Origin of the sequence: Streptomyces rimosus (assembly GCF_008704655.1) — a bacterium.
GTDB lineage: Bacteria > Actinomycetota > Actinomycetes > Streptomycetales > Streptomycetaceae > Streptomyces > Streptomyces rimosus.
In genome coordinates this window covers 1,021,800-1,045,306 of sequence record NZ_CP023688.1, presented here as the reverse complement: position 1 = coordinate 1,045,306, position 23,507 = coordinate 1,021,800, and the positions used below count along the sequence as shown (strand labels likewise).

Genomic DNA, 23,507 nt, shown 5'->3' with positions numbered 1-23,507 from the left:
GCCCTCGAAGCACGAACGGCCATGCCGGACGGGCCGTGTGGCGGTTCGGACGGCCGTGTCCGGGCGCCCGGCGAACTCGCCGGAAATCTTTCGGGAAGCGATGAAGTTCGCGCAGAAAGTTGCATATCCCAGCCAGGGTGAGGCAGATTGAGAGCGCTCCCATCGGCGGGGACCACCCTCGGCCGCAGCGCTGAAGAAAGCTGTTCGATGTCCGACGCTCCAGCAAGCCCGCGCTCCCCGATCCAGGCCCGTCCCGCCTCGGCCGCCCAGAGCGGGATCTGGTTCAACGAGCAGCTCGACGACTGCGGGACCGTGCACCACGTGCCCTTCACCCTGCACTTCGACGGCCCGCTCGACACCGCCGCGCTGCGCCGCGCGTGCGATGCCCTGCTGCGCAGGCACCTGGACCTCACGAGCGCCGTCGAGAGCCGGGACGGCGTCCCCCACCTCGTTCCGGCTCCCGTACGGCCCGAGTTGGTGACCGAACGGGCCGGCCCCGAGGCCACCCGGCAGCACATCACGGCGCCCTTCGACCTCGCCGAGGGGCCGCTGTGCCGCCTGGTCCTCCAGGTCATCGGCCCCCGCGAGCACCGGCTGCTGGTCGTCGCCCACCACCTCGTCTTCGACGGGCAGTCGATGGAACTGTTCGCGGCCGACCTCGCGGCGCTCTACGGGGCGGAGGCCGGCCACGGCACCCCCGTACCGCCGGAGCCCGCGCCCGCCGAACCGGCCGGCGCGGAAGACGCCCGGCTCGCCGCCAAGCTGCCCGCCGCACGGGACTACTGGGCGCGGCACCCGCTCGGCGACGACGACGTGGTGCTCCCCGGCCTGGAGCGCCCGGCCCACGGAGCGGCGCCCGGCGCATCGGTCGAATTCGCCCTCCCCGAAGACCTGCGGTCCCGGCTCGCCCCGCTCGCGGAACGCCTGGGCGTCACCCGCTTCGAGCTGATCGTCGCCTCCCTGCACGCCCTCCTGTACCGCTACGGCAACGCCGCGCCGGTCACCGCCCTCGACCTCGGCACCCGTACGCCGGAGCAGCGGGGCCACATCGGTGTCCACGTCAACGAGCTGCCCTTCACCACCGCGCCGGAGCCCGGCCTGACGTTCGCGGAGTTCGCCCGCGCGACCCGGGCCGGACTCCGCGAGCTGTACCGGGTGCGGGACGTACCACTCGGCCGCGCCGGCACGGGCGTGAAGCCGGCGGTCGCCCTCGCGCCGGTCTCGCTCACCTACCGGCGTCCGGGGCCCGTCCCGCAGTTCCCCGGGCTCACCGTGTCGGCGGACTGGACGCCCTCCAACCACTCCGCCCGCAACGCCCTGCGCGTCGAACTGGTCGACGGGCCGGACGCGTTCCACGTAATGCTCCAGTACCCGCCGCGGTCCCTCGCCCGCGAACACGCCGAGAGCCTGGCGCGGCACTGGCTGACCCTCCTCGGCCACGCGGCCGGCGACCCGGGCACGCCGCTGGCCGGACTGCCCCTCCTCGACGGCGACGCGTGCGAGCGGCTGCTGACCGGCGTCAACGACACGGCCGTCGCGTACCCGGCACGGACCGTCCCCGAGCTGATCGCCGAACAGGCGGCCCGGCAGCCCGACGCCGTCGCCGTCGTGTACGCCGACCGCAGCCTGACGTACGCGGAACTGGACGCCGGAGCGGAACGCCTCGCCGCGCGTCTGCGGGACAAGGGCATCGGCGCGGGGGCGCTCGTCGCCGTACGGGCGAGCCGCTCCGAACGCCTGCTGATCGGCCTGCTCGGCGTCCTCAAGGCCGGTGCGGCCTACATCCCCCTCGACGCGGCATACCCGCGGGAGCGCATCGAGTTCGTCCTCGCGGACGCCGGCGCGGCGCACGAACTGGGCGACACCGACCTGTCGCCCGAGGCCCTCGCGGCCGACGGCGAGCCGCTGACCCCGGACGCGCCGCTCCCGTCACCCGTCCCCGCCGACCTCGCCTACGTCATCTACACCTCCGGCTCGACCGGCCGCCCCAAGGGCGTACAGATCGAGCACCGGTCCCTGACGAACCTCCTGCTGTCCCTGCGCGACCTGCTCGGCTCCGGACCCGGCCACCGCTGGCTGGCGCTGACCTCCGTCTCGTTCGACATCTCCGGCCTGGAACTGTTCCTGCCGCTGGTCACCGGAGGCACGGTGATCGTGGCGGGCGCGGGCGAGACCCGCGACGGCGCCGCGCTGACGGACCTGGTCGCCCGCCACGGCATCACCCACGTGCAGGCCACACCGACCGGCTGGGCCATGCTCCTGGACAACGGCTTCGACGCGCCCGCCGTGACCGCGCTGGCCGGTGGCGAGGCCCTGCCCCCGACGCTCGCGCAGCGGCTCCGCCCGCGAGTCGGACGACTTCTGAACGTTTACGGCCCCACCGAGACCACCATCTGGTCGACCTACGACGAGATCGACACCGAACCGGACGAGGTGACGATCGGCCGCCCCCTGGCCAACACCCGCGTCTACGTGCTCGACGAGCACCTGGCACCGGTCCCGGCCGGTCTGCCCGGTGACCTCTACATCGCCGGGGCGGGCCTCGCCCGCGGCTACGTCGGCCGCCCGGAACTGGACAGCGAACGCTTCCTGCCGGACCCGTTCGGGCCGCCCGGCAGCCGGATGTACCGGACCGGCGACCGGGCACGCCACCGCGGCGACGGCCGCCTGGACTTCCTCGGCCGCACCGACGACCAGATCAAGCTCCGGGGCCACCGGATCGAACCGGGCGAGATCGAGTCCCGGCTGCTGGCGCTGGAGGGCGTGGACCGGGCGGCCGCCGCCGTCCGGGACGGCCGCCTGACCGGCTACTACGTCGGTACCGCGGACGCGGGACCCCTGCGGCGCGCGCTGGCGGCGGCCCTGCCCGCGTACATGGTTCCGGAGGTCTTCGTGGTCCTCGAAGCCCTGCCCACCACCCCGAACGGCAAGCTGGACCGCGCCGCGCTGCCCGCGCCGCCCGAGGAGACCACCACGCAGCCGTCGGCGGCCGACAGCCCCCTGGAAACCGTCCGGGACATCTGGCGCGAGGTCTTCGGCCTCCCCGAACTCGCCGACACGGACGACCTCTTCGACCTCGGCGGCCACTCGATCACCATGACCCAGATATCGACCCGGATATTCGACCGGCTCGGTGTGGAGGTCCCGCTGTCGGCGTACTTCGACGCGCCGACGGTGGAGGGGATCGCCGGGGTGGTCGCCGCAGTGCGGGAAGAGCTTCCGTAGCACGGCGGCGGGCCGCGGTCAGGCCCCCAGCACCTCGGCCAGGTCGTACCGCACCGGCTCCTCCAGCTGCGCGTACGTGCACTCCTCGGGTTCGCGGTCGGGGCGCCAGCGGCGGAACTGGGCGGTGTGGCGGAAGCGGTCGCCCTGCATATGGTCGTAGGCGACCTCCAGTACGCGTTCCGGGCGCAGCGGAATCCAGGAGAGGTCCTTCTTCCCGGTCCACCTGCTGGGTCCGCCGGGCAGCCGGCCCGCCGCCTGCGCCTCCTCGCTGGTCCACTCCTCCCACGGGTGGCCCGCTACGGACTCCATCCGCAGCGGCGCCAGCTCCTCCATCAGCTCCTCGCGCCGGCGCATGGGGAAGGACGAGCAGACGCCGACGTGCTGGAGGCGGCCGCTCGCGTCGTACAGGCCCAGCAGCAGGGACCCGACGACCGGGCCGCTCTTGTGCGGGCGCAGGCCCGCCACCACGCAGTCGGCGGTCCGCTCGTGCTTCGTCTTGACCATGACCCGCCGCCCTGGCCGGTACGGCATGCCGGGCGGCTTCGCCACGATGCCGTCCAGCCCGGCGCCCTCGAACTGCTCGAACCACTCGCGCGCCACGTCCAGGTCCTCGGTCACCGGCGCGGTGAAGACCGGATCGGCGGCATCGCGCAGCGCCGTCGTCAGGGCCTCGCGGCGGTCCCGCTGCACTGTGGACATCAGCGACTCGTCGCCCAGGGCCAGCAGGTCGAACGCCACGAACGAGGCCGGGGTCACCTCCGCCAGGTGGCGCACCCGGGATTCGGCCGGGTGGATGCGCTCCAGCAGGGCGTCGAAGTCCAGGCGCCCGTCCCGGGCGATGACGATCTCCCCGTCCAGTACGCAGCGCGCGGGGATCTCCGCGCGCAGGGCCTCGACCAGCTCGGGGAAGTACCGGGTGAGCGGCTTGCCCGACCGGCTGCCCAGCTCGACCTCGTCCCCGTCGCGGAAGACGATGGCCCGGAAGCCGTCCCACTTGGCCTCGTACTGTATGCCGGGCGGAATGTCCGGGGCGGCCTTCGCGAGCATCGGCTCCACCGGGGGCATCACGGGAAGATCCATGAGGGCGATTGTGCGGCGGGGCGCGCGGACGGTCTGCGGTACGCGCCCGCCGAGGGGCGGGGGGTGCCCGTACGGCCTAGACCCGGTCACGAAGTCTCCGTCGTTCGGCCGGAGGGCGGGTCGTGTGGTGCCCGGTGCACTCCGTCCCGGCTCTTCGATCCGTCCTCCGGAAGCCGCGCCGCCCGTAACGTGGAGGTCCGGGTGTACCTCCCAGGGGTAGCTGGGGTAGGGGCACCTCCCAGCGGTAGCTGGGGGAGCCGCACGGCAGGCGGAAACTTGATGACCGGGCCTAGCGTGGGTGCATGGCAGAGTCGCTGGAGCTGAGTGCGGGCGGGCGGACTGTCCGGGTGTCGCATCCGGACAAGGTCTATTTCCCGCGGCGCGGCTTCACCAAAGCCGATGTCGTCCGGTACTACCTGAGCGTCGGCGACGGCATCCTGCGCGCCCTGAAGGACCGTCCCACCACGTTGGAGCGTTACCCCGACGGAGTGGAAGGTGAATCGTTTTTTCAGAAGCGGGCGCCGAAGAACCTCCCCGACTGGATCCCCACCGGCCGGATCGCCTTCCCCAGCGGCCGGTACGCCGACGAGATCTGCCCCACCGAGCCCGCCGCCGTCCTGTGGGCGGCCAACCTCGGCTGTCTGACCTTCCACCCCTGGCCGGTCCGCCGGGACGACACCGAGCACCCGGACGAGCTGCGCATCGACCTCGACCCGCAGCCGGGCACCGGCTACGCGGACGCGGTACGGGCCGCCCTCGCCCTGCGGGACGTCCTCGACGGCCTCGGCCTCGCCGGGTGGCCCAAGACCTCCGGCGGCCGCGGCCTGCACGTCTTCGTGCCCATCGCGCCCGAGTGGACCTTCACCCAGGTCCGCCGCTCGGCCATCGCGGTGGCCCGGGAGCTGGAGCGGCGCGACCCCGGGCGGATCACCACCTCCTGGTGGAAGGAGGAGCGCGGCGCCCGGATCTTCGTGGACTACAACCAGACGGCCCGCGACCGCACGATCGCCAGCGCTTATTCCGTACGGCCCTTTCCGCACGCGCCGGTGTCCGCGCCGCTGCGCTGGGAGGAACTGCCGGACGCCGTGCCGGAGGACTTCGACCTCGCGACCATGCCGGCCCGCTTCGCCGAGCTGGGCGACCTGCACGCCGACATGGACGCCCACCCGTGCCGCCTGGAGGCCGCGCTCGAACTCGCCGACCGCGACGAGCGCGAGCACGGGCTGAAGGACCTCCCGTACCCGCCGGAGCACCCGAAGATGAAGGGCGAACCGAAGCGGGTGCAGCCGAGCCGCGCGAAGAAGTGACGCGGGGCCCGGCGCTCGCACGGTGCTCCGTCAGAAGGCCCCCCGTACGCGCCAAGGGCCGCCCGGCCCCTCCGCCGTCGCCGTGTACACGTCGTCCTTGGCGTCGCGCCCGCCCTCCGCGTGGTTGTACTGGCCCGCGAAGACATGCCGCCCGGCGGGCACCGTCCGCCCCGCCTTCAGGGTCCACCGGTAGACGAGCGCGCCGTCGCGCTCGCCCACGGACACCGTGAAGTCGGCGGCGGGCAGCGTGCTCCAGTGCCCCGTGTCGTTCACACCGCCGGTCCGGGCGATCCGCAGCTCCACGGTGAACGCGGTCAGCGGGCGCTTCGTCTGGACCGTGACGTTGCTCTGCGCCCAGTAGGCGTTGCTGTGCGGATCCACGGAGCCGTCCGACCAGAGAGGCCCGTCCTCGGTACGCGGCATGCCGCCGCCGGGCGGTGCGGGGGGCGAGGCCGGAAGCCGTTCTCCCGGTCCGGCCGGGGGCAGCGGGCGGGTGGTCACCTTCCCCGGCGGCTCCGGGGGCCGTACGGCCGCCGTCACCGCGTAACCACCGGCCACGAGCGCCCCCGTCGTCGCGGCGGCCGCGAGGGCGATCCGCGGCCACGAGCGGGCCCGCGGCGGGCGGCGCCGCTCCGTACCGGCGTCGGCGGAGTCCGTCATGCCGCGCTCCACCCGCGCCAGCATCCGGGCGCGGTCCGGTTCGTGCGTCCACGCCGCCTCGCGCAGCCGCTCGCGCAGGTTCTCGTCCGCCATCACTTCCCCCTCCCGGAGAGGTCGTCCGCGGCGCCCGTACCCAGGTGCCGCTGCAGCTCCGCCATGCCCCGGGAGGTCTGGCTCTTCACCGTACCGACGGAGATGCCCAGGGCCAGGGCGGTGTCCCGCTCCGACAGGTCGAACGCGTGCCGCAGCACGACGCACGCGCGCTTGCGGAACGGCAGCCGTTCCAGCGCCTGGCGGACGTCGACGACCGCGGCCACGTCGGGGCCGTCCGTGCGCTCGGAGCGCTGGGACCAGAACAGGGCGATCCGGCGCCGCTCGCGCACGGTGCTGCGGATCCGGCCGCGGGCCATGTTGGCGACCACGCCCCGGGCGTACGCCACCGGGTGTTCCGCGCCGCGCACCCGGTCCCACCGGTGCCACAGGGCGAGCAGCGCGTCCGCCGCGAGGTCGTCGGCGGCGTCCGCCTCGCCGGTGAGCAGATGGGCCAGGCGGGCCAGTTCGGCGTGGTGGCGTTCGAAGAAGGCGTGGAACTCGGCCGACGCGTCACCGGTGGCGGGGGCCGGGCCGGCGGGGGCGGCACTGCGCGGAGTGTTCATGCTCATCGGGAGAGTGGGCGGGGTCATGCCCACCCTTCCGTGTGCGGCGGCGGTGGCCGGTGACCGGGGCGGGGGAGAAGGGTGGGCACGGGCGGGCTTCCTTGATCGGGAACACTCTGTCAGCCCCTCAGTTGCCGCCGGTCGGGGGAAGGTTGCCGGGGGAGCGGAACTTCGCGGAGGGCCGGGTGCGGACGCTCGTCGGTGGCTGGTGGCTGGTGGCTGGTGGCTGGTGGCGCATGGCTCGCGGCACGGCCGTACGGGCAACCCTTTCCGCAGCGGCGGCAACAAGGAAGCACCGACCCGGACCGAAAGGCAGGCCGTCCCATGGCAGCACCTGGCCGTCACCGCTCGTCCCGCAAGCGCTTCCTCGTCGCGCTGCTCGCCGCCGCCACGCTCGGCGGCGGAACCCTCATCGCGCTCGACACCGCCGCCCACCCCGCACGGGCGGCGGACGGCTGCGCGCCGAACGAGGCCACTCCGATGGGCAAGTACTGGCTCAACAACAACACCTGGGGATCGGGCAGCGGCTCCGGCTGGACCTGCACCTGGGCCACGTACCAGTCCGGGAACACCATTGGCTGGGGAACCCACCACGACTGGACCGGCGCGCCGGAGTCCGTGAAGTCGTACGCGAGCAGCGTGCTGGGCTGGCACTGGGGCTGGAAGTCCAACGCCACCGGGCTGCCCGTGCGGGTGTCGGCGAAGACCCCGGTCCGCGCGAAGTGGTCGTACAAGGTGAAGGAGTCCAGGCCGGGCGCGTACAACGTCGCGTACGACCTGTGGCTGCACGACCGGCCGGACACGGACTGGCAGAGCCGCCCCAAGCACGAGGTCATGGTGTGGCTCGCGAAGGGCGGCGGCGCCGTGCCCCTGGGCACCCGGCAGCAGCGGGTGAGGATCGCCGGTGCTTCCTGGGACCTGTACGCCGGCCGGACCGACTGGAACGTGTACTCCTTCGTCCGCGTCGGCGACACCACGGCCTCCGACCTGGACCTGAACGACTTCCTCCAGGCACTCGTGCGGCGGGGCCTGGTGGCGCCGGCCGACTACCTCAGCGGGGTGGAGGCCGGTACGGAAGCCTTCACGGGCAAGGCGCAGCTGGATACGTCCGCGTATGAGGTGAACGTCGGCTGAGACGGGAGCAGGTGACGGGGCGTCGGTCGCGTGGCTCCGCCGGAGGTGCGGCGGAGCGTCGCCCGCGGAGCCTGGGTACCGTACGGGGACCGTCCGGCCTTGCCGTACCGAACCGTACCGACCGTGCCGAAAGGATGCAGCACATGCCGTCCCGCCCAGAGGTGACCTTGCAGGAGTACGTCGTGGCCGGCCCGGAAGCGGGCCCGTACGCGCTGACCGCCGGGCCGGACGGCGCCCTGTGGTGCACGCTCGTGCACCAGGGGCGGGTCGCGCGGGTGACCACGGCGGGGGACGTGACCACCTACCCCCTGCGCACCGCCACCGGCGGGCCCACGATGATCGCCACGGGGACGGACGGCGCGCTGTGGTGCACCGAGTTCAAGGAGCACCGCGTCACCCGCCTTGTGCCCGGCCGCGCCGCCGACGGCGGCGCGCAGGTGGAGTCCTTCACCCTGCCGACCGCGGACGCCGCGCCCCTGGGCATCGCCGCGGGCCCGGACGGTGCCGTCTGGTTCACCGAATCCGCCGCCGACCGCATCGGCCGCATCACCCCGGACGGCACCGTCACCGAGTATCCGCTGCCGGTACGCGGCGCCTTCGCCTCGGTGATCGCGACGGGCCCGGACGGCGCCCTGTGGTTCACCGCCAACCAGGCCAACGCGATCGGCCGCATCACCCCGGACGGCGACACCGTCCTCCACGACCTGCCGACGCCGGGCGCGGGCCCGGTGGGGCTCACGGCCGGGCCCGACGGCGCCCTGTGGTTCGTGGAGATCGCGGCGGGGCAGATCGGCCGCATCACCACGGACGGTACGGTCGAGGAGTTCCCGCTCCCGGACCCGGCGTGCCGCCCGCACGCGATCGCCGCGGGCCCGGACGGCGCCCTGTGGTTCACCGAATGGGGCGCGGGCCGCATCGGCCGCATCACCACCAGCGGACGCGTCGACGGCTACGACCTCCCCGACCCCGCGTCCGAGCCGCACGGTATCGCGCTCGGCCCCGACGGCGCCCTGTGGGCGGCGCTGGAGACCGGGTCGGTGGTGCGGATCGCGGTGACCGCGGAGGGCGCGCAGCCGGGCCGGTGACTCCCGTGCGTCAGCCTCCGGCCGTCAGCTCTCGGCCGCCGTGAGCCAGCGGTACGCGGCCTCCGCCGTGAACTCCCGCTGCCCGCCGGGGAAGAACAGCCCGGCGCTGCCGAAGGCCGGGTCCGTCGCCGTTTCCGGTACGTACGGGATCGCGACGCACCGCATGCCCGCCCGGTGCGCGGCCTCGGCGCCGGGCGGCGCGTCCTCCAGCACCACACACTCCTGAGGCGGCGCGTCCAGCCGGCGCGCCGCCTCCAGGAAGATGTCCGGCGCCGGCTTGCCCTGCCCGACCTCCTCGGCCGAGACGAGCACGGTCAGCTGGGCGTCCAGGCCGGTGCCGCCGAGCACCGCCTCGATGGCGTGGCGGGAGGAACCGGAGGCCACCGCCAGCGGATGCCCGGCGGCGTGCAGCAGCTCCACGAACTTCCGCATCTCCGGGAAGACCTCGGTGTGCGCCCGCGCCCGTTCCAGATAGGCGCGGTTCTTGTCGGCCAGCAGGTCGTCGAGGGGCGCGTCGATGGCGTGCTCCCGCCGGAGCGTCGCCAGCGTCTCGCGGGAGCCGATGCCGATGAAGCGGGTGTGGTCCTCCCAGGTGAAGCCGGTGACGCCGTGCCGGGCGAGCACGCTGCGCGTCGCCTCGAAGTAGTTCGGCTCGCTGTCCACGAGCGTGCCGTCCAGGTCGAAGATCACGGGGGCGGGGGAGGCGCCGGCGGAAATGCTCATGGCCCCAGCATGCCAAGGCGCCCCTCAGCGCGGTCCGGCGGCCTGGCCCACGGCTTCGACCAGCGGCAGCATCCGGTGCGGCACCCGCTCGCGCAGGGCCACCTCGGTCCGGGTGCGCACCACGCCCGGCAAGCTGATCAACCGCTGGATCACGTCCTCCAGGTGCGCCGCGTCGCGCGCGACCACCCGGGTCAGCAGGTCACCGCCGCCGGTCGTGGAGAACGCCTCGATGATCTCGGGCACCTCGGCCAGCGCGTCGGCGACGTCCTCCAGGTGCCCCTGGGTGACCTCGATGTGGACGAAGGCGAGTACGGGGTGGCCGAGCGCGGCGGGCGACAGGCGCGGCCCGTACGCGGTGATCACCCCGTCCCGCTCCAGCCGGTCCAGCCGCGCCTGCACGGTGCCCCGGGCGATGCCGAGGATGCGCGCGTACTCCCGCACGCTGGTACGCGGCTGCTCCAGCAGCAGCCGGAGGATCTTCGCGTCGAGCGTGTCCACGGCCATGGACCAACGGCCTCCTCGGGGGCGGGGCGGGGTCCGGCGACTGTACCAATGGCCTGGTGGTGGGGGTGCGGGGGTGGGCCGTTGGTTCGGAGACCGGGCCGGGGGCCGCGCGCCAGTCCGAAGCCCTACGCCGGGCCGAGGACTGTGCGCAGGGCCGAAGCCGTACGCCGGGCCGGGGACCGCGCGCCAGTCCGGTGCCCCACGCCGAGCCGATGGCCGTACGCCGGAACCGCGCGTCGGCGTACGGCCCTCACCTCATTCCTCAGCAGACACCGTCCCCCGGCTTCGGGTTGGCCAGCCGGAAGACGGGCCGCAGTTTCAGGCCCGCCCAGGTGCCGAGCAGGGCCGTCGCGCCCCAGATCCAGCCGTGCAGGCTGCCCGAGGCGATACCGGCGAGGTAGGCGCCGATGTTGCAGCCGCCGGCCAGCCGGGCGCCGATGCCCATCAGCACACCGCCCACGACGGCCGCGACCGCGGTGCGCCACGGGGTGCCCCGGTGCAGCGCCCAGGTGCCGCCGAGTGCGGCAGCCACCGCCGCGCCGATCATGATGCCGATGTCGGTGAGACTCGTCTTGTCGGTCAGCACCGGCCCGGACAGGGCGTGCGCGTTCGTCGGCTTCTGCCAGTACGTCCAGGTCTCCGGATGCCCGCCGAGCGCGCTCACCAGCTTCGCGCCCCACAGGCTGAACGCGCTGGTCACACCCCACGCGCCGCCGGAAACGAGGAGCACGCCGCCGCCCAGCACCGCCAGCACCACGGCACCGGCCGCCAGCGGCCAGGAACCGCGCAGCACCCGGGCCGCCGTGGTCCTCGCCGACGGCACCGGGCCGGTCGGCGGCGGGTTGCGGCGCGCCTGGACCGCCCGGCTGACGACCACGATCACGGCCAGCGCCAGGAGGGTGACGGCCCACGACCCGAACCAGCCGATGTGGTCGGCGAACACCACGGGCTCGTACGCCGGCAGGTCCTTCCACAGGTCGAACTGCCAGGCGGCCAGCGTCGAACCGGCGATGAACCCGCCCAGGGTCAGCACGATCGAGGTCTGCCCCGACCCCACCGCGAACAGCGTGCCCGAGGCGCAGGCGCCGCCCAGCTGCATCCCCACGGCGAACACGAACGAGCCGAGGAGCAGCCCTACGCCCAGCGGCCCGCCGGACGGCTCGGGCGCCGAGCCGAACAGCCCGGTGCTCGTCCCGATGACCAGGGCGAACAGCGTCGCCGTCGTACCGAGCAGCAGCGCGTGGGCCCGCAGCCCGGAGCCGTTGCCCACGGCGACGAACTGCCGCCACGCCGAGGTGAACCCGAACCGCGAGTGGAACAGGGCCACCCCCAGACCGAGCCCGAGCAGCAGCAGGACGCCCGGCTTCGCGCCGTACGAGGCGAAGACGTGGCCCGCGAGCGCCACGGCGATCAGCAGACCGACGACGAGCGGCACCCGGCGGACCGGCGGCGCCTCGGGGGCCGCCGGGCGGGGCACGGAGGTGGGGGAGGGGGCGAGCAGGGCCGGGGCCGGGCGGGGGACCTCGGTGATCGAATCAGGGGGTGCTGTGGTCACAGCGGGCTCCGTGAAGGTGAGCGGGGGAGGGAAGGCAGCCGGGGTTTCCGGGGCAGGCAGGGCTTTCCGGGGGTGCCTTGATTGCACGTCTCCCCGGGAAGGTCCGGGGGGACGGAAGGGGGATTCACATGCTCCGGCGCCGTGCTGTGCGGGCGCGCGGGCGGACAGGCGTCAGCGGCGACAGAGCCCGTCGTCGACGCACCAGGCCGAGTTCGCGAAGAGCGCGAGACAGAGAAGGCGTGCGGGTGCGGACATGACGACGAGGGTAATGCGTGGCGGATGCACGCGGTCGGGGTGTTCCGCGATGTGGACGGCGGGATGAGACGCGGGGGAGACGGTGGATGAGGTGCGGGTGCGGTACGGCGGGGCGCGCGAGACGGGGCGGCTGACGCGGGGCAACCCGTACGCCGGGCAGTGAGCCGCGCCATTGGCCACCTTCTGGCCCGTGCTCACTCGTTCCCGCTGGGCCAATGGCTCAGTGCTCGGGGAGTCTGTTGAGCCAACGGTAGTGTTGATGTTGTCATAGGCCAGTCAACGGCGCTGCGGAATCCCGCGGCGCCTTTTTAGTGCGGAATCAGTGCGGATTCAGCGCGGAGAAGCGGCGCTGCGCGGCAGGGCCGGTCCGCGGCCGAGGTACCGAGCCGACCAGCAGAGGGGTGGGAAACCGTGGTGAAGAAGGTGTTCGTGGCGCCGGACCCGGGGCGGCTGCGGCTGCGCAGCGCCGCCCGGGCCGTCCTGGGCGTCGCCGCGGGCGTGGCCGTGTGCGGCCTCGTCGGGCACTCGCTGGTCGGTGCAGTGGTGGGCGGGCTCGCCGCGCTGCTCGCCCTGTTCACCGTGGCGGACACGACGGTCCGCGGCCAGATGGTCACCACGGCCCTGCTGCCCCTGGCCGGCTTCCCGGTCCTCGCGGCGGCGGCGCTGCTGCACGATCAGCCGGTCGTACGGGACGTGGTCTTCCTCGCCATGGTCGGTGCCGGGGTCTACGCCCGCCGGTGGGGGCCGCGCGGCAACGCCCTCGGCATCTTCGCGTTCATGTCGTTCTTCGAGGCGCAGTTCCTGCGCACGGTCCCGGAACAGCTGCCCGAGCTGTACGCGGCCACCGCGCTCGCCCTCCTGGCCTGCTCGGTCGTCCGCTTCGGACTGTGGTGCTACGAGCGCCGTACGCCTCCGCCCGCCGTACCGGCCCTCCCCGGCGGCAGGGGGCTCGCCCGTGCGACGACCCGCCAGGCGGTCCAGGCGACCGCCGCCGGAGCGTTCGCCCTGCTGGCGGGCCAGCTGCTCTCCCACGAACGCTGGTACTGGGCCGTCGGCGCCACCTGGTGGATCTTCGTCAACACCGCCTCGCGCGGCGAGACCGTGGTCCGCGGCTTCCGCCGGATGCTCGGCACGCTCCTCGGCATCCCCGCCGGGCTGCTGATCGCCGTACCGCTGCACGGCGCCGTGGCCCCCACCGCCGCCCTGATCGCCGTCTGCGTCTTCTCGATCTTCTACGCGTCGCCGGTCTCGTACACCTGGAACATGCTCGCGGTCACCCTGCTGGTCGGCCTGCTGTACGGGCTGCTCGGCGTGCTGGACCCCGGCCTGCTCGCGCTGCGCCTCGCGGAGACCGCCGTCGGCTCGCTGAGCGTGATCCTGGCCGTCCTGGTGGTGCTGCCGGTCACCACGCACTCCACGACGGACGCCTGGATCCAGCGGGCCCTGCGCTGTGTGCACCGCTGCACCGCCGAGGCCGCAGCCCGCATCGCCGGCGACGCCAAGGCCGACCCGGCCCCGCTCGTCGCCGAGCTGGAGCTGCTGCTGCGCCGCGTACGGCTCTCCCTCTCGCCGCTGGTGCACCCGCTGGCCCCGATGCGTGCGCGCAAGGAGCGCGCGCGGCAGGTGCTGGCGCTGCTGGACGACTGCGCCCGCGAGGTACGCGGCCTGACGTCCATCGCCGCCGACCCCGAGGCTTCGCACGACGCCCGCCTCACCGCCGCCTGCCAGCGCGTGGAAGCCGCCGTCGAAGCGCTCACCACGCCTCAGCAGGCCCGCGAAGCGGCCGTCGCACACCCGGCCGCCGCCCCACACCCGTCCGCCCTGGAGCCGGCCCTCGCCCACCTCCACAGCCTGGAACGGGCCCTGGCCGATCTCGCCGCGCCCCTGCGCAGCCACCCGCGCGCACCACTGGCCGACGCCTGAGACCGGACGAGCCCTCCTGGCACCCCCGGCGGGCTGTTAGCGTCGGCCCGTACGCGTAGGACGACTCCGTACGACGCGCGGGGCGGACGAAGGGCAGGCGGGGAGCCGATGGGCACGACAGGCGGCGGACGGCGGGCGTACATCGGGTCGTTCACGGCGGCGGGCGGACGCGGAATCGTCACGGCGGCGGTCGACCCGGAGTCGGGCGCCCTGACCCCGCTGCACGCCACGGACGAGGTCGCCAACCCGAGCTACCTCACGCCCGCGCCCGACGGACGCCACCTGTACGCGGTGAGCGAGACGTCCGACGGCGCGGCCGCCGCCTTCTCCCTCACGGAGCACGGTCCGCGGCCGCTGGGCGCGCCCGTGCCGGTGCGGGGCGCCGACCCCACGCACCTCGCCCTCTGGGCCGGGCACCTGCTGACGGCCAACTACAGCTCCGGCAGCGTCAGCGCGCTGCCCGTACGGGCCGACGGCGGCCTCGCCGAACCGGCCGCCGTGGTCCGGCACGAAGGCGGCGGCCCGCACCCCGACCGCCAGGAGGGCCCGCACGCCCACGCCGTGGTCCCCGACCCCACCGGCCGCTGGCTGCTCAGCGTCGACCTGGGCACCGATTCCGTACGCATCTGCGAACTCCCGACGGCCGACGGGGAACTCGTCGTACGCCACGAGGTGCCGATGCGGCCGGGCAGCGGGCCCCGGCACCTCGCCTTCCACCCGCGCGGCGGCCACGCGTACGTCATCAACGAACTGGCCTCCACGGTCACCCCCTGCCGCTGGGACGCCGGCACCGGCACCCTCACCCCGCTGACCGAGACGGCGGTCCTGCCGCCGGACGCGAGCGCGGGCGAGGACGGGAAGGCGGCGGACAACTACCCCTCCGAGGTGGTCGTCTCGCAGGACGGCCGCTTCGCCTGGGCGGCGAACCGGGGGCACGACAGCATCTCGGTCCTCGCCATCGACCCGTCGGCGGAGGGGATCTCCCTGGTCACCACCGTCCCGTGCGGCGGCCACTGGCCCCGCGACCTGGCGCTGCACCCCGGAGGACGGCACCTGTACGCCGCCAACGAGCGCTCCGGGGACGTGACCTGGTTCGCCATCGACACCCGCACCGGCGTGCCGGAACGCCGCGGCTCGATCGAGGTGCCGGCCGCTTCCTGCGTGGTGTTCGTCTGAGGCGGATGGCGCGGCCCGGTAAGCCGGAGGGCCCTGGTAAGCCGAAGGACCTTGGTAAGCCGAAGGGCCGCTCCCCGCACCGGGAAGCGGCCCTGTGTCATACGGCGGTCACCGTACCGGCGTGCCCTGGCCCGCCGACTGCAGCTTGATGCCCAGCGCCGACGCGTAGTTCGACAGCACCAGGCGGCCGACCGTGCCGTACGCGCCCAGCGGCTCCGCCGCCGAGCAGCCCGCTTCCGCTGCCGCCGCCCCCACCAGGCCGTCGGCGATCTCGGGACCGATCAGATACGGGGCCAGGGCCAGCTGCTGCGAGCCCGAGGAGCGCAGTTCATCGGCCGTACGCGCGATGGCGCCCTCCTCGTCCAGCGCGGCGGCCAGCACCGGCACGGCCAGGCGCGCGGACAGCAGCATGCCGGTGATCCCGGCGGCCTGCACCGCCTCGTCGCCGCCGACGGTGGCGAGGACGATGCCGTCCGCGGCCGTCGCGACCGTGAACAGCCGCGCCCGGTCGGCACGGGCCAGACCGGCCTCGGAGAGGCGTACGTGCAGGGCCTCGGCGAGCAGCGGGTGCGGGCCGAGCACATCGGTCAGCTCGGCGGCCGAACCGCTGTTCATGATCGCCTGGCGTATGCGGCGGAGCAGCGCGCTGTCCGGCCCGGCAAGCAGCGGGACGACCACCGCGGGCGGGCCCTGCTGCTCGGGCTGCGCACCGTCGCCGGCACGGGCCTTGTGCTCGGCGGCGGCCTGCGCGAGCACGGCCTCCAGCGAGGGGTACTCCTCGTCGCCGCCGTCCACGTAGCCGATCCGGGCGTCGAGGCCGGGCAGCTCGGAACGCGCGATGCTGGTCACCTCGGCGGCCAGGCCGCGCGCGGCGGCCGAGGGGGTGCCGGGTACGGCGAGAACCAGGGCGGGCGCGCCCTCGGGCGCGACGACGGGCTCCGGCCGGCGGTGCCGACCGGACTGCCGGGGACGCGGCATTCGTACAGGCAGGCCGGGTGCGGCGCCCGAGCTCGGAGAAACTTCGTCAAAGCGGGACGAGCCGGGTGCGGGCCCAGTGGGGGAACTCATGGCGTCGCATGCTAACGCCTCATAGGTCCCCCGCGCGGCGGGAGGGTTCGGTCGGGAGGTATCCGTCCCGAATTGTCCCGCGCGGCGTATGGCCAGGTCAGAGCCCGGATCGGCGGACGGGCGGTGACAGGCCGGACGGCTCGGTACGGGGTGTTCGACAGCGCCCGCACGCCTGTCCGCGCGCCCGCGCCTTCCGTGGTGCTCCGCGCCCCTTGAATGCGCCTTGTGTGTGCCCGGGTAGGTGTGCTGCCGACGTTGCTGAGGAGTCGGAGAGGTGCGCCGAGGTATCAGGCGAACCGTGACGACTTCGGGATTTATGGGGCTCGCTGGGCGTGGCTACCGATATGCGTCGGGTGTCGCCGGCCTCGGGTTTCGCCGTGCTGGTCTCGCTGAGTGGTCGCTCTGTCCACGTACTGGACCGAGCTGGGTCCCGCGGGCGTCGGCCGTCCCAGACCGAGCGCCGTCCGGCACAGGGGCCGCGTCCGCACCTACCGCGTAACCCGCAGCAGCTTCTCATCCAGGGGCAGCCGCAACTCGTCCGTCGCCAGCGCCGCGGCGACGCGCAGCGCTCCGTCCAAGGGATCGCCCGCTGCCCGGACGCGCCGGGCGTGCGGCAGCAGCTCGGCGAACGCGGTACGAAGGGGCGCCAGCAGTGGTTCGCCCAGGTGCAGCAGGCCGCCGGTGAAGGCCACCGCGCTGTCCGCCGCCGGGGGACAGGCCGCCGCTGCCGCTTCCACGAGGTGGCGCGCCGCCTCGTTCATGATCGCCGACGCCACGGTGTCGTCCCCGGCGCAGGCGGCCACCTCGGGCGCGAAGGACGCCAGGACGGCGGGCCGGTCGGTGCGCGGATACAGCGCCCCGGGCAGTTCCGCCGCCGGACCGAACACCGCCTCCATACGGGCCAGCAGCGCGGCCGAGCCGCCGGCCCGCCCGTCGTGGGCGCGCAGCGCGGCCTCCAGCCCGGCCCGGCCGATCCAGGCGCCGCTGCCGCAGTCGCCCAGCAGATGACCCCAGCCGTCGGCACGGCGCCAGCCGCGCTCCGGCGTGAGGTCGGTGCCCATCGCTATGACGCCGGTGCCCGCGGCGACGACGGCGCCCGGTGTCTGGCCGAGCGCCCCGGCGTACGCGGTCACCGCGTCGGCGGCCAGCGCCACGCGCCGTACGCCGAACGTCTCGGCCAGCGCCGCGGGCAGCTCGGCGCGCAGGTCGTCGCCGAGCGTCGCCATGCCGGCCGCCCCGACGCACACCGCGTCCAGCTGCCGGGCGCCGGTGTCCCGCATCAGGTCCTGGGCCGCGGGCACCAGCTGTTTGAGCAGCTGGTGGGCGTCCATGCCCTTCGGCCCGGTGCCGATGGGCTCCTGGGAGGTGTACGAGGCGAGCGGCCGCGCGTCCCTCCCGTCCGCGCGGGCCACGGCGATCCGCAGGCCGGAGCCGCCGGAGTCCACGCCGAGGACATGGCCGGACTCCGGGCCTGCCGCACCGCCCCGGGGCTCAGCCAAGCCCGCGCGCGTCCTGTTTGAGGGCGGTGTCCACGGTCAGGGCCGTGGCGACGACCAGACTCCGCAGCGGTTCGGGGAGCTGCACGTGGATCTGCAGGACGTAGTTGTCCGCGGTGGTGAACATCGTCTTGGCCAGGCCCTCCCAGGTCTTGGTGATCCGGGCGACCTCGGTGTCGGTGTGGTCGACGATCGCGAAGTTCCAGGCGCGCCAGTTCTCCGCCCTGATGGCGCCGATCTGCTGCCCGCCCGCCATCATCGCGAAGTTGATCTTCCCGATGGCGTTCTGCTGCACGATCTCGCCGACCGGCTGCCCGTCGGGCCGCTCCACCAGCACCTTGGACTTGATGAACTTCGCGGGGCGGGTGAGCACCAGCTGCGGCTGCCCGTAGGCGTCCCGGATCTCCAGCCGGTGGGTCATGTACTGGTCGAGGCTGGAGACGATCCGCAGCACCTTCTTCGCGGTGCTCTGGCCGACCTGGACGACCGTGCCGAGAGTGTTGCCGTGCTGGTCGAAGACGCTGTACTCGTTCGTCACCTCGATCAGCTTGGCCTTCTGGTTCACCACCAGGACCGGTTCGGTGAACAGCGTCCCGCCGCCCTGCGCGGTGGGCGCGACACCGGCCTGCTGCTGGACCTGGTGCTGGACCCTGCCGGGGTCACCGCCCGGCTGCCCGTACCCGGGCTGCGCACCCGCCATCGGCTGCCCGCCGGGCATCTGCTGTCCCACTGCCACCGGCTGTGCCGCCTGCGGTGCGTACTGCTGCGGCATCGGCTGCCCGGGGCCCTGGCCGTATCCCTGCTGCCCGTACCGCTGCCCGCCCTGCTGCGGCGCGTGCTGGGCCTGAGCCGCGTGCGCCGGTACGGGGCCCTGGGCCGGGGTCTGGTGGGCGGCCTGCCCCTGGTGGTGAGCCTGGGCCTGCTGTCCCGGGTGGGTGTGCTCGGTCCACCGGGAGCCGTCCCACCAGCGCAGCTGGTCGGGCGTGCCCTGCGGGTCGGCGTACCAGCCCGCAGGGATGTTCGCGTTCGTCATGCGGGCACACTATCCCGCAGCCTCAGGGCAGTCTCCAGTCCACCGGCTGTGCCCCCTGCCGCACCAGCAGGTCGTTGGTCCGGCTGAACGGGCGCGAGCCGAAGAAGCCCCGGTCGGCCGACATGGGGGAGGGGTGCGAGGACTCCACCGCCGGCAGGTCGCCGAGCAGCGGGCGCAGGTTGCGCGCGTCGCGGCCCCACAGCACGGACACCATCGGGCGGCCGCGCGCGACCAGGGCCCGGATGGCCTGCTCCGTGACCTCCTCCCAGCCCTTGCCCCGGTGCGCCGCCGGCTTGCGCGGCGCCGTCGTCAGCGCTCTGTTGAGCAACAGCACCCCCTGCTGCGTCCACGGGGTGAGGTCGCCGTTGGACGGCCGCGGCAGCCCCAGGTCCGAGGCCATCTCGCGGTAGATGTTCTCCAGGCTTCCGGGCAGCGGGCGGACGTCCGGCGCGACGGAGAAGCTCAGCCCCACCGCGTGTCCGGGGGTCGGGTACGGGTCCTGCCCGACGATGAGCACCCGTACGTCGTCGAAGGGCTGTTGGAAGGCGCGCAGCACATTGCTGCCCGCCGGGAGGTAGGTACGTCCCGCGGCGATCTCCGCCCGCAGGAACTCGCCCATCTTGGCGATCTGCCCGGCGACCGGCTCAAGTGCCTTGGCCCAGCCGGGTTCGACGATTTCATGAAGAGGTCGTGCAGCCACGCTGTCACCCTACTGGCCGCAAGGTGATCCACTTCAACCGATGGCCCGATCCCGGCTCGGTGTTCGCGCCGCTCACCTCCCTTCGTACGGTCCGGTCCGTCAGCCCCCGAGCGGTCATCCGACGGCGGCTGCCCGTACGCACAGCACGTCCGGCAGATGCGAGGCGAGTTGCCGCCAGCTGTCGCCGTCGTCGGCGCTGGCGAAGACCTCTCCGTTGCGGTTGCCGAAATAGACGCCCGCGGGGTCGGAGCCGTCGACGCACAGCGCGTCCCTGAGCACCGTGCCGTAGTGATCCTCGCGGGGCAGGCCGTCGGTGAGGGGTTCCCAGGTCGCGCCGGCGTCCTCGGTGCGGAACACCCGGCACCGGTGTTCCGCCGGGACCCGGTCGATGTCGGCGGTGATGGGGAAGACGTACGCGACGTCCGCCCGGCACGGGTGGGCCGCCGTCGCGAACCCGAAGTCGGAGGGCAGTCCCCCGCCGATGTCCGTCCACTTCGCGCCCGCGTCGTCGCTTCGGTACACGCCCCAGTGGTTCTGGAGATAGAGCCGGTCACGGTTGACCGGATCCTGCGCGATCTTGTGGACGCACTGCCCGAACTCCGGGTGCGGGTCCGGCAGGAACACGGCCTTCACCCCGCTGTTCGACGGGGTCCAGCTCTCACCGCCGTCCGTCGTGCGGAACACCCCCGCGGCCGACACCGCGACGGTCACCGCGTCCGCGTCGCGCGGGTCGGTGATCACCGTGTGGACCGCGAGGCCGCCGCCCCCGGGCACCCACTGCTCGCGGGTCGGATGGTCCCAGAGGGACCGTACGAGCTCGAACGTCTCGCCCCCGTCGGCCGAGCGGAACAGCCCGCCGGGCTCCGTCCCGGCGTACACCACGTCGGGGGCGGCCGGGCCGGCCGGGTGGAGCTGCCACACCCGCTCCAGCGAAGTGCCCGTGTCCTGCGGGTATGTGACGGCCGGGCGGGAGGGTTCCTGCCAGGTCTCGCCGAGGTCGTCGGAATGGAAGACGGAAGGACCCCAGTGCGCGCTGTCCGCGCCGGCCAGCAGCCGGGGAGTCGGGCGCCGGGTGTCGATGCCGATCGAATAGACCGCTTGCGCGGCGAAGTGCGGTCCGCCCAGCTCCCAGCGGCCGTGCCGTCGCCGGCCGATGAAGAGCCCTTTGCGCGTGCCCACCGCGAGGAGCACGTCTGCGGTGTCGGATGCCATGTCGGAACACCTCCGGGACGCCGTTGTCTCCGATACCGCTCAGTCTGCACCCGACCACTGACAACGGCCCTCCGGTGCGCTGTCCGCGCAGGTCAGGGCCCCTTTCGGCGCGTATGGGAAAGGCGGAGGCCCCCTGCCGCCAGAGGGCCTCCGCCGTTGCCGCCGTTCCGGCTCAGCGCTGTTGGTTGCGCCCGATGGTCACCCGGTAGATCACCAGGACGATCACCGAGCCGATGATGGCCGCGATCCATGTGGAGAGGTGGAAGAAGCCGTTGATCGACTCCACCCCGAAGATCACCTTGCCGAGCCAGCCGCCCAGCAGACCACCGACGATGCCGATCAGCATGGTGACGAGGCACCCGCCCGGGTCCTTACCGGGCATCAGCGCCTTCGCAATCGCACCTGCCAGCAACCCGATCAGAATCCACGCGATGATTCCCATGGCAGCTCACCTCGTTCACAAATAAGATCAAAACGCTTCGACACTGGTGTTTCCCGGTTTTGCGGATCGAAACACCGCAACCGGTCGGAGTCGTCACCGGTGCCTGTGAACGGCTCGGTCCGGGCGGCCCGTGCCGCGCCCCGCCCGCCCCTTCTCCCGCAGCGTCAAAAATCGCTCGAACGGGCGGCGCCGGGCGCCCTATCGTGAGCCGATCGGCCCGGGGCGACGCCCGAGGGCCGGACTGTCGGCCGCGGCGGTACGGGGGTACGTCGCGGGCCGGACGGTACGACGTGCGGGGCCGGACCCATGGCGGACGCTGTTGGTTTATTCGGTCCCTCGCGTGACGTCGGTCTCCACGATCCGGTTGTGGTCGTGGAGACCGACGTTGTTGTGTGGGGTGGGTGTCGATGTCGATGCGTCCGAGTGGGCCGGGGGAGATTCCGGCGGAGACGGTGCGGGTGGCCCGGGCGGCGTTTGCGAAGGGAAGCCTGGCGATCCGGGTCCGGGACGAGCTGGGGCCGATGTTCCGGGACGAGGACTTCGCGGATCTGTTCGCCTCACGAGGCCGGCCTGCCTGGTCTCCGGCCGGTCTGGCGCTGGTGTCGGTGCTCCAGTTCGTGGACGGGCTGACCGACCGCCAGGCCGCGGAAGCGGTGCGGGCGCGGATCGACTTCAAGTACGCCCTCGGGCTGGAACTGGGCGATCCCGGCTTCGACTTCTCGGTGCTGTCGGAGTTCAGGGACCGGCTGGCCGGGGCCGATGGAGGGCGCCGGGTCATGGACGGTGTGCTGGTGGCAGCCCGCGAGAAGGGGCTGCTCAAGAGCGCGGGCCGGGCCCGCACCGACTCCACGCACATCTTGTCCTCGGCACGGCAGCTGAACTGGCTGGAGCTGGTCGCGGAGACGCTGCGATCGGCTCTGAACGCACTGGCCCAGGCTGCCCCCGGCTGGCTGGCCGAAGCCGCCGAGCCGGACTGGTTCCGGCACTACGCGACCCGGGCCGAGGAGTCCCGGTTCCCCAAGGGCCGTGCCAGGCGGGACGAGGTGGGCCTGCGGATCGGCAGGGACGGGATGCGGCTGCTGGAGGAGGTCTTCGCCACCGTTGCACCGCACCGGCTTCGCGCACTCGATGAGGTGGAGATCCTGCGGCAGGTCTGGGTCCAGCACTTCCACATGGTGGAGGGCGAGGTGGCCAGGCGGGACCCAAAAGACCGTCCGCCGGGCATGATGCGCCTGGTCACCCCGTATGACCGCGAGGCCCGTGGCAGCGTGAAGCGGGACATCATGTGGGACGGCTACAAGGTCCATCTCACCGAGATCTGCGAGGCGGACGCCCCGAACCTGATCACGAACGTGGCCACCACCGTCGCCACCGTCTCGGACAGCGTGATGAGCCAGTCGATCCACGCGGGCCTCGCCGACCGCGACTGCCTGCCCGGCGAACACTGGGTCGATGCCGGTTATCCCACCGCCACTCAAGTCCTGGCCGCCCGCACCGAGCATGGCGTCGCGCTGCACGGGCCCATGGCTGCCAACACGTCCGCCCAGTCCGCGGGCCCCTACGGCCTGGACGCATTCACCGTCGACTGGGACCAGCAGCAGGTGGCCTGCCCCGGCGGCGTCACCACGACCCAGTGGTATCCGCGCACGGACTCCAAGGGCCTCGCGGTCATCCGCGTGCGGTTCCGCCACAGCGAGTGTCGCCCCTGTCCCCACCGGCACGAGTGCGTGGGCTCGGCTACCGGCCAGCGCCGGGAGATCATGCTGCGTCACCGGGAGGAACACGAGATCATCCGACACAGCCGCGCCGAGCAGCAAACCGATGCCTGGAAGGACCGTTACAAGATCCGTGCCGGGGTCGAGGGCAGCATCTCCCAAGCAGTCGGGCGCTGCGGCCTGCGCAGATCCCGCTACCGGGGCCTGACAAAGACCAGCCTCCAGCACCAGCTCACCGGAGCCGCGATCAACCTTGCCCGCATCGACGCCCACCTCACCGGCACACCCCGAGCCCGCACCCGCACCAGCCACTTCGCAGCACTGTGCCCCGCCGAGATGACGCTCGACGGGGCACAAGCAGGGACCGAATAAACCAACAGCGTCCCATGGCGGGCCGGCCCCGTTTCCGTACCCGCAGGCGGCCGCCTCCGTTCCTCCCGCTTCCCCGCGCCGTGCGCGATCGCTCCGCCGTGCCCGGCCGCCGCCCGCCATGTACGAGATCCATCGTAGTTTGACAGCCTCCGTACTACGAGAGTTATCGTACGAGGCGTCAAGCTG

At 73.4% G+C, this 23,507-nt stretch carries 19 protein-coding genes; 7 read left to right on the top strand and 12 right to left on the bottom strand.

What is annotated here, in order from left to right:
• Positions 1–207: 207 nt before the first annotated feature.
• Entirely contained in the window at positions 208–3,225 is a 3,018-nt protein-coding gene (locus CP984_RS04230; protein ID WP_004571779.1) for a non-ribosomal peptide synthetase, read from the top strand.
• 18 nt (positions 3,226–3,243) lie between these two features.
• Here CP984_RS04230 and CP984_RS04225 read toward each other — a convergent pair whose 3' ends face one another.
• Positions 3,244–4,305 (bottom strand): ATP-dependent DNA ligase, encoded by a 1,062-nt coding sequence (locus tag CP984_RS04225; protein WP_004571780.1) that lies wholly within the window; start codon positions 4,303–4,305, stop codon positions 3,244–3,246.
• 302 nt (positions 4,306–4,607) lie between these two features.
• On the opposite strand from CP984_RS04225, the gene ligD reads away from it, so the two are divergent.
• On the top strand, positions 4,608–5,612 hold the full coding sequence (ligD, locus tag CP984_RS04220; protein WP_004571781.1) for a non-homologous end-joining DNA ligase: 1,005 nt from the start codon (positions 4,608–4,610) through the stop codon (positions 5,610–5,612).
• 30 nt (positions 5,613–5,642) lie between these two features.
• Here ligD and CP984_RS04215 read toward each other — a convergent pair whose 3' ends face one another.
• Positions 5,643–6,365: a hypothetical protein gene (locus CP984_RS04215; protein WP_004571782.1), complete on the bottom strand. Its 723-nt coding sequence runs from the start codon at positions 6,363–6,365 to the stop codon at positions 5,643–5,645.
• Positions 6,365–6,928, bottom strand: a complete 564-nt coding sequence (locus CP984_RS04210) for a SigE family RNA polymerase sigma factor (protein ID WP_050498798.1) — start codon at positions 6,926–6,928, stop codon at positions 6,365–6,367. The genes CP984_RS04215 and CP984_RS04210 overlap by 1 nt, the downstream gene beginning before the upstream one ends.
• A 324-nt stretch (positions 6,929–7,252) precedes the next feature.
• Here CP984_RS04210 and CP984_RS04205 point away from each other — a divergent pair, with 324 nt between their 5' ends.
• Together CP984_RS04205 and CP984_RS04200 are read left to right on the top strand one after the other, a co-directional pair.
• Positions 7,253–8,062, top strand: coding sequence for a GH12 family glycosyl hydrolase domain-containing protein (locus CP984_RS04205; RefSeq protein WP_004571784.1), 810 nt, complete (start codon positions 7,253–7,255; stop codon positions 8,060–8,062).
• A gap of 143 nt (positions 8,063–8,205) precedes the next feature.
• Positions 8,206–9,147 carry a Vgb family protein gene (locus CP984_RS04200; RefSeq protein ID WP_004571785.1) on the top strand — a complete coding sequence of 314 codons (942 nt, stop codon included), beginning with the start codon at positions 8,206–8,208 and terminating at the stop codon, positions 9,145–9,147.
• A 24-nt stretch (positions 9,148–9,171) separates the two neighbouring features.
• On the opposite strand, the gene CP984_RS04195 is transcribed toward CP984_RS04200, so the two are convergent.
• The 3 genes from CP984_RS04195 to CP984_RS04185 all read right to left on the bottom strand — a co-directional run bounded on the left by CP984_RS04195 (position 9,172) and on the right by CP984_RS04185 (position 11,929).
• Positions 9,172–9,870, bottom strand: a complete 699-nt coding sequence (locus CP984_RS04195; RefSeq protein WP_030179613.1) for an HAD family hydrolase — start codon at positions 9,868–9,870, stop codon at positions 9,172–9,174.
• Between the two features lie 24 nt (positions 9,871–9,894).
• Entirely contained in the window at positions 9,895–10,374 is a 480-nt protein-coding gene (locus CP984_RS04190) for an Lrp/AsnC family transcriptional regulator (protein ID WP_004571787.1), read from the bottom strand.
• A gap of 262 nt (positions 10,375–10,636) precedes the next feature.
• Positions 10,637–11,929, bottom strand: a complete 1,293-nt coding sequence (locus CP984_RS04185) for a YeeE/YedE family protein (protein ID WP_004571788.1) — start codon at positions 11,927–11,929, stop codon at positions 10,637–10,639.
• A 666-nt stretch (positions 11,930–12,595) separates the two neighbouring features.
• Between CP984_RS04185 and CP984_RS04175 the strand changes: the two genes are divergently transcribed.
• Both CP984_RS04175 and CP984_RS04170 read left to right on the top strand, forming a co-directional pair.
• Positions 12,596–14,107 carry an FUSC family protein gene (locus tag CP984_RS04175; RefSeq protein ID WP_030179614.1) on the top strand — a complete coding sequence of 504 codons (1,512 nt, stop codon included), beginning with the start codon at positions 12,596–12,598 and terminating at the stop codon, positions 14,105–14,107.
• A gap of 108 nt (positions 14,108–14,215) precedes the next feature.
• Positions 14,216–15,283 carry a lactonase family protein gene (locus tag CP984_RS04170; protein WP_004571790.1) on the top strand — a complete coding sequence of 356 codons (1,068 nt, stop codon included), beginning with the start codon at positions 14,216–14,218 and terminating at the stop codon, positions 15,281–15,283.
• Positions 15,284–15,391: 108 nt separating this feature from the next.
• Here CP984_RS04170 and CP984_RS04165 read toward each other — a convergent pair whose 3' ends face one another.
• The 6 genes from CP984_RS04165 to CP984_RS04140 form a co-directional block, all read right to left on the bottom strand.
• Positions 15,392–16,261: a sirohydrochlorin chelatase gene (locus CP984_RS04165; protein ID WP_004571791.1), complete on the bottom strand. Its 870-nt coding sequence runs from the start codon at positions 16,259–16,261 to the stop codon at positions 15,392–15,394.
• A 578-nt stretch (positions 16,262–16,839) separates the two neighbouring features.
• A complete protein-coding gene (locus CP984_RS04160) occupies positions 16,840–17,850 on the bottom strand; it encodes an N-acetylglucosamine kinase (protein WP_030179615.1) in 1,011 nt (336 codons plus the stop codon).
• Positions 17,843–18,880 (bottom strand): phospholipid scramblase-related protein, encoded by a 1,038-nt coding sequence (locus tag CP984_RS04155; RefSeq protein ID WP_003987329.1) that lies wholly within the window; start codon positions 18,878–18,880, stop codon positions 17,843–17,845. Before CP984_RS04155 ends, CP984_RS04160 begins: the two co-directional genes overlap by 8 nt.
• Positions 18,881–18,902: 22 nt before the next feature.
• The gene (locus CP984_RS04150; RefSeq protein WP_003987330.1) at positions 18,903–19,580 is read right to left on the bottom strand and encodes a uracil-DNA glycosylase; all 678 of its coding nucleotides are present in this window, start codon (positions 19,578–19,580) and stop codon (positions 18,903–18,905) included.
• Positions 19,581–19,694: 114 nt separating this feature from the next.
• Entirely contained in the window at positions 19,695–20,792 is a 1,098-nt protein-coding gene (locus tag CP984_RS04145; protein ID WP_003987331.1) for a WD40/YVTN/BNR-like repeat-containing protein, read from the bottom strand.
• 172 nt (positions 20,793–20,964) lie between these two features.
• A complete protein-coding gene (locus CP984_RS04140; RefSeq protein WP_003987332.1) occupies positions 20,965–21,234 on the bottom strand; it encodes a GlsB/YeaQ/YmgE family stress response membrane protein in 270 nt (89 codons plus the stop codon).
• A 407-nt stretch (positions 21,235–21,641) separates the two neighbouring features.
• Here CP984_RS04140 and CP984_RS04135 point away from each other — a divergent pair, with 407 nt between their 5' ends.
• Positions 21,642–23,321, top strand: coding sequence for an IS1182-like element ISSdi1 family transposase (locus CP984_RS04135; protein ID WP_076611972.1), 1,680 nt, complete (start codon positions 21,642–21,644; stop codon positions 23,319–23,321).
• The last annotated feature ends 186 nt before the right edge of the window (positions 23,322–23,507 follow it).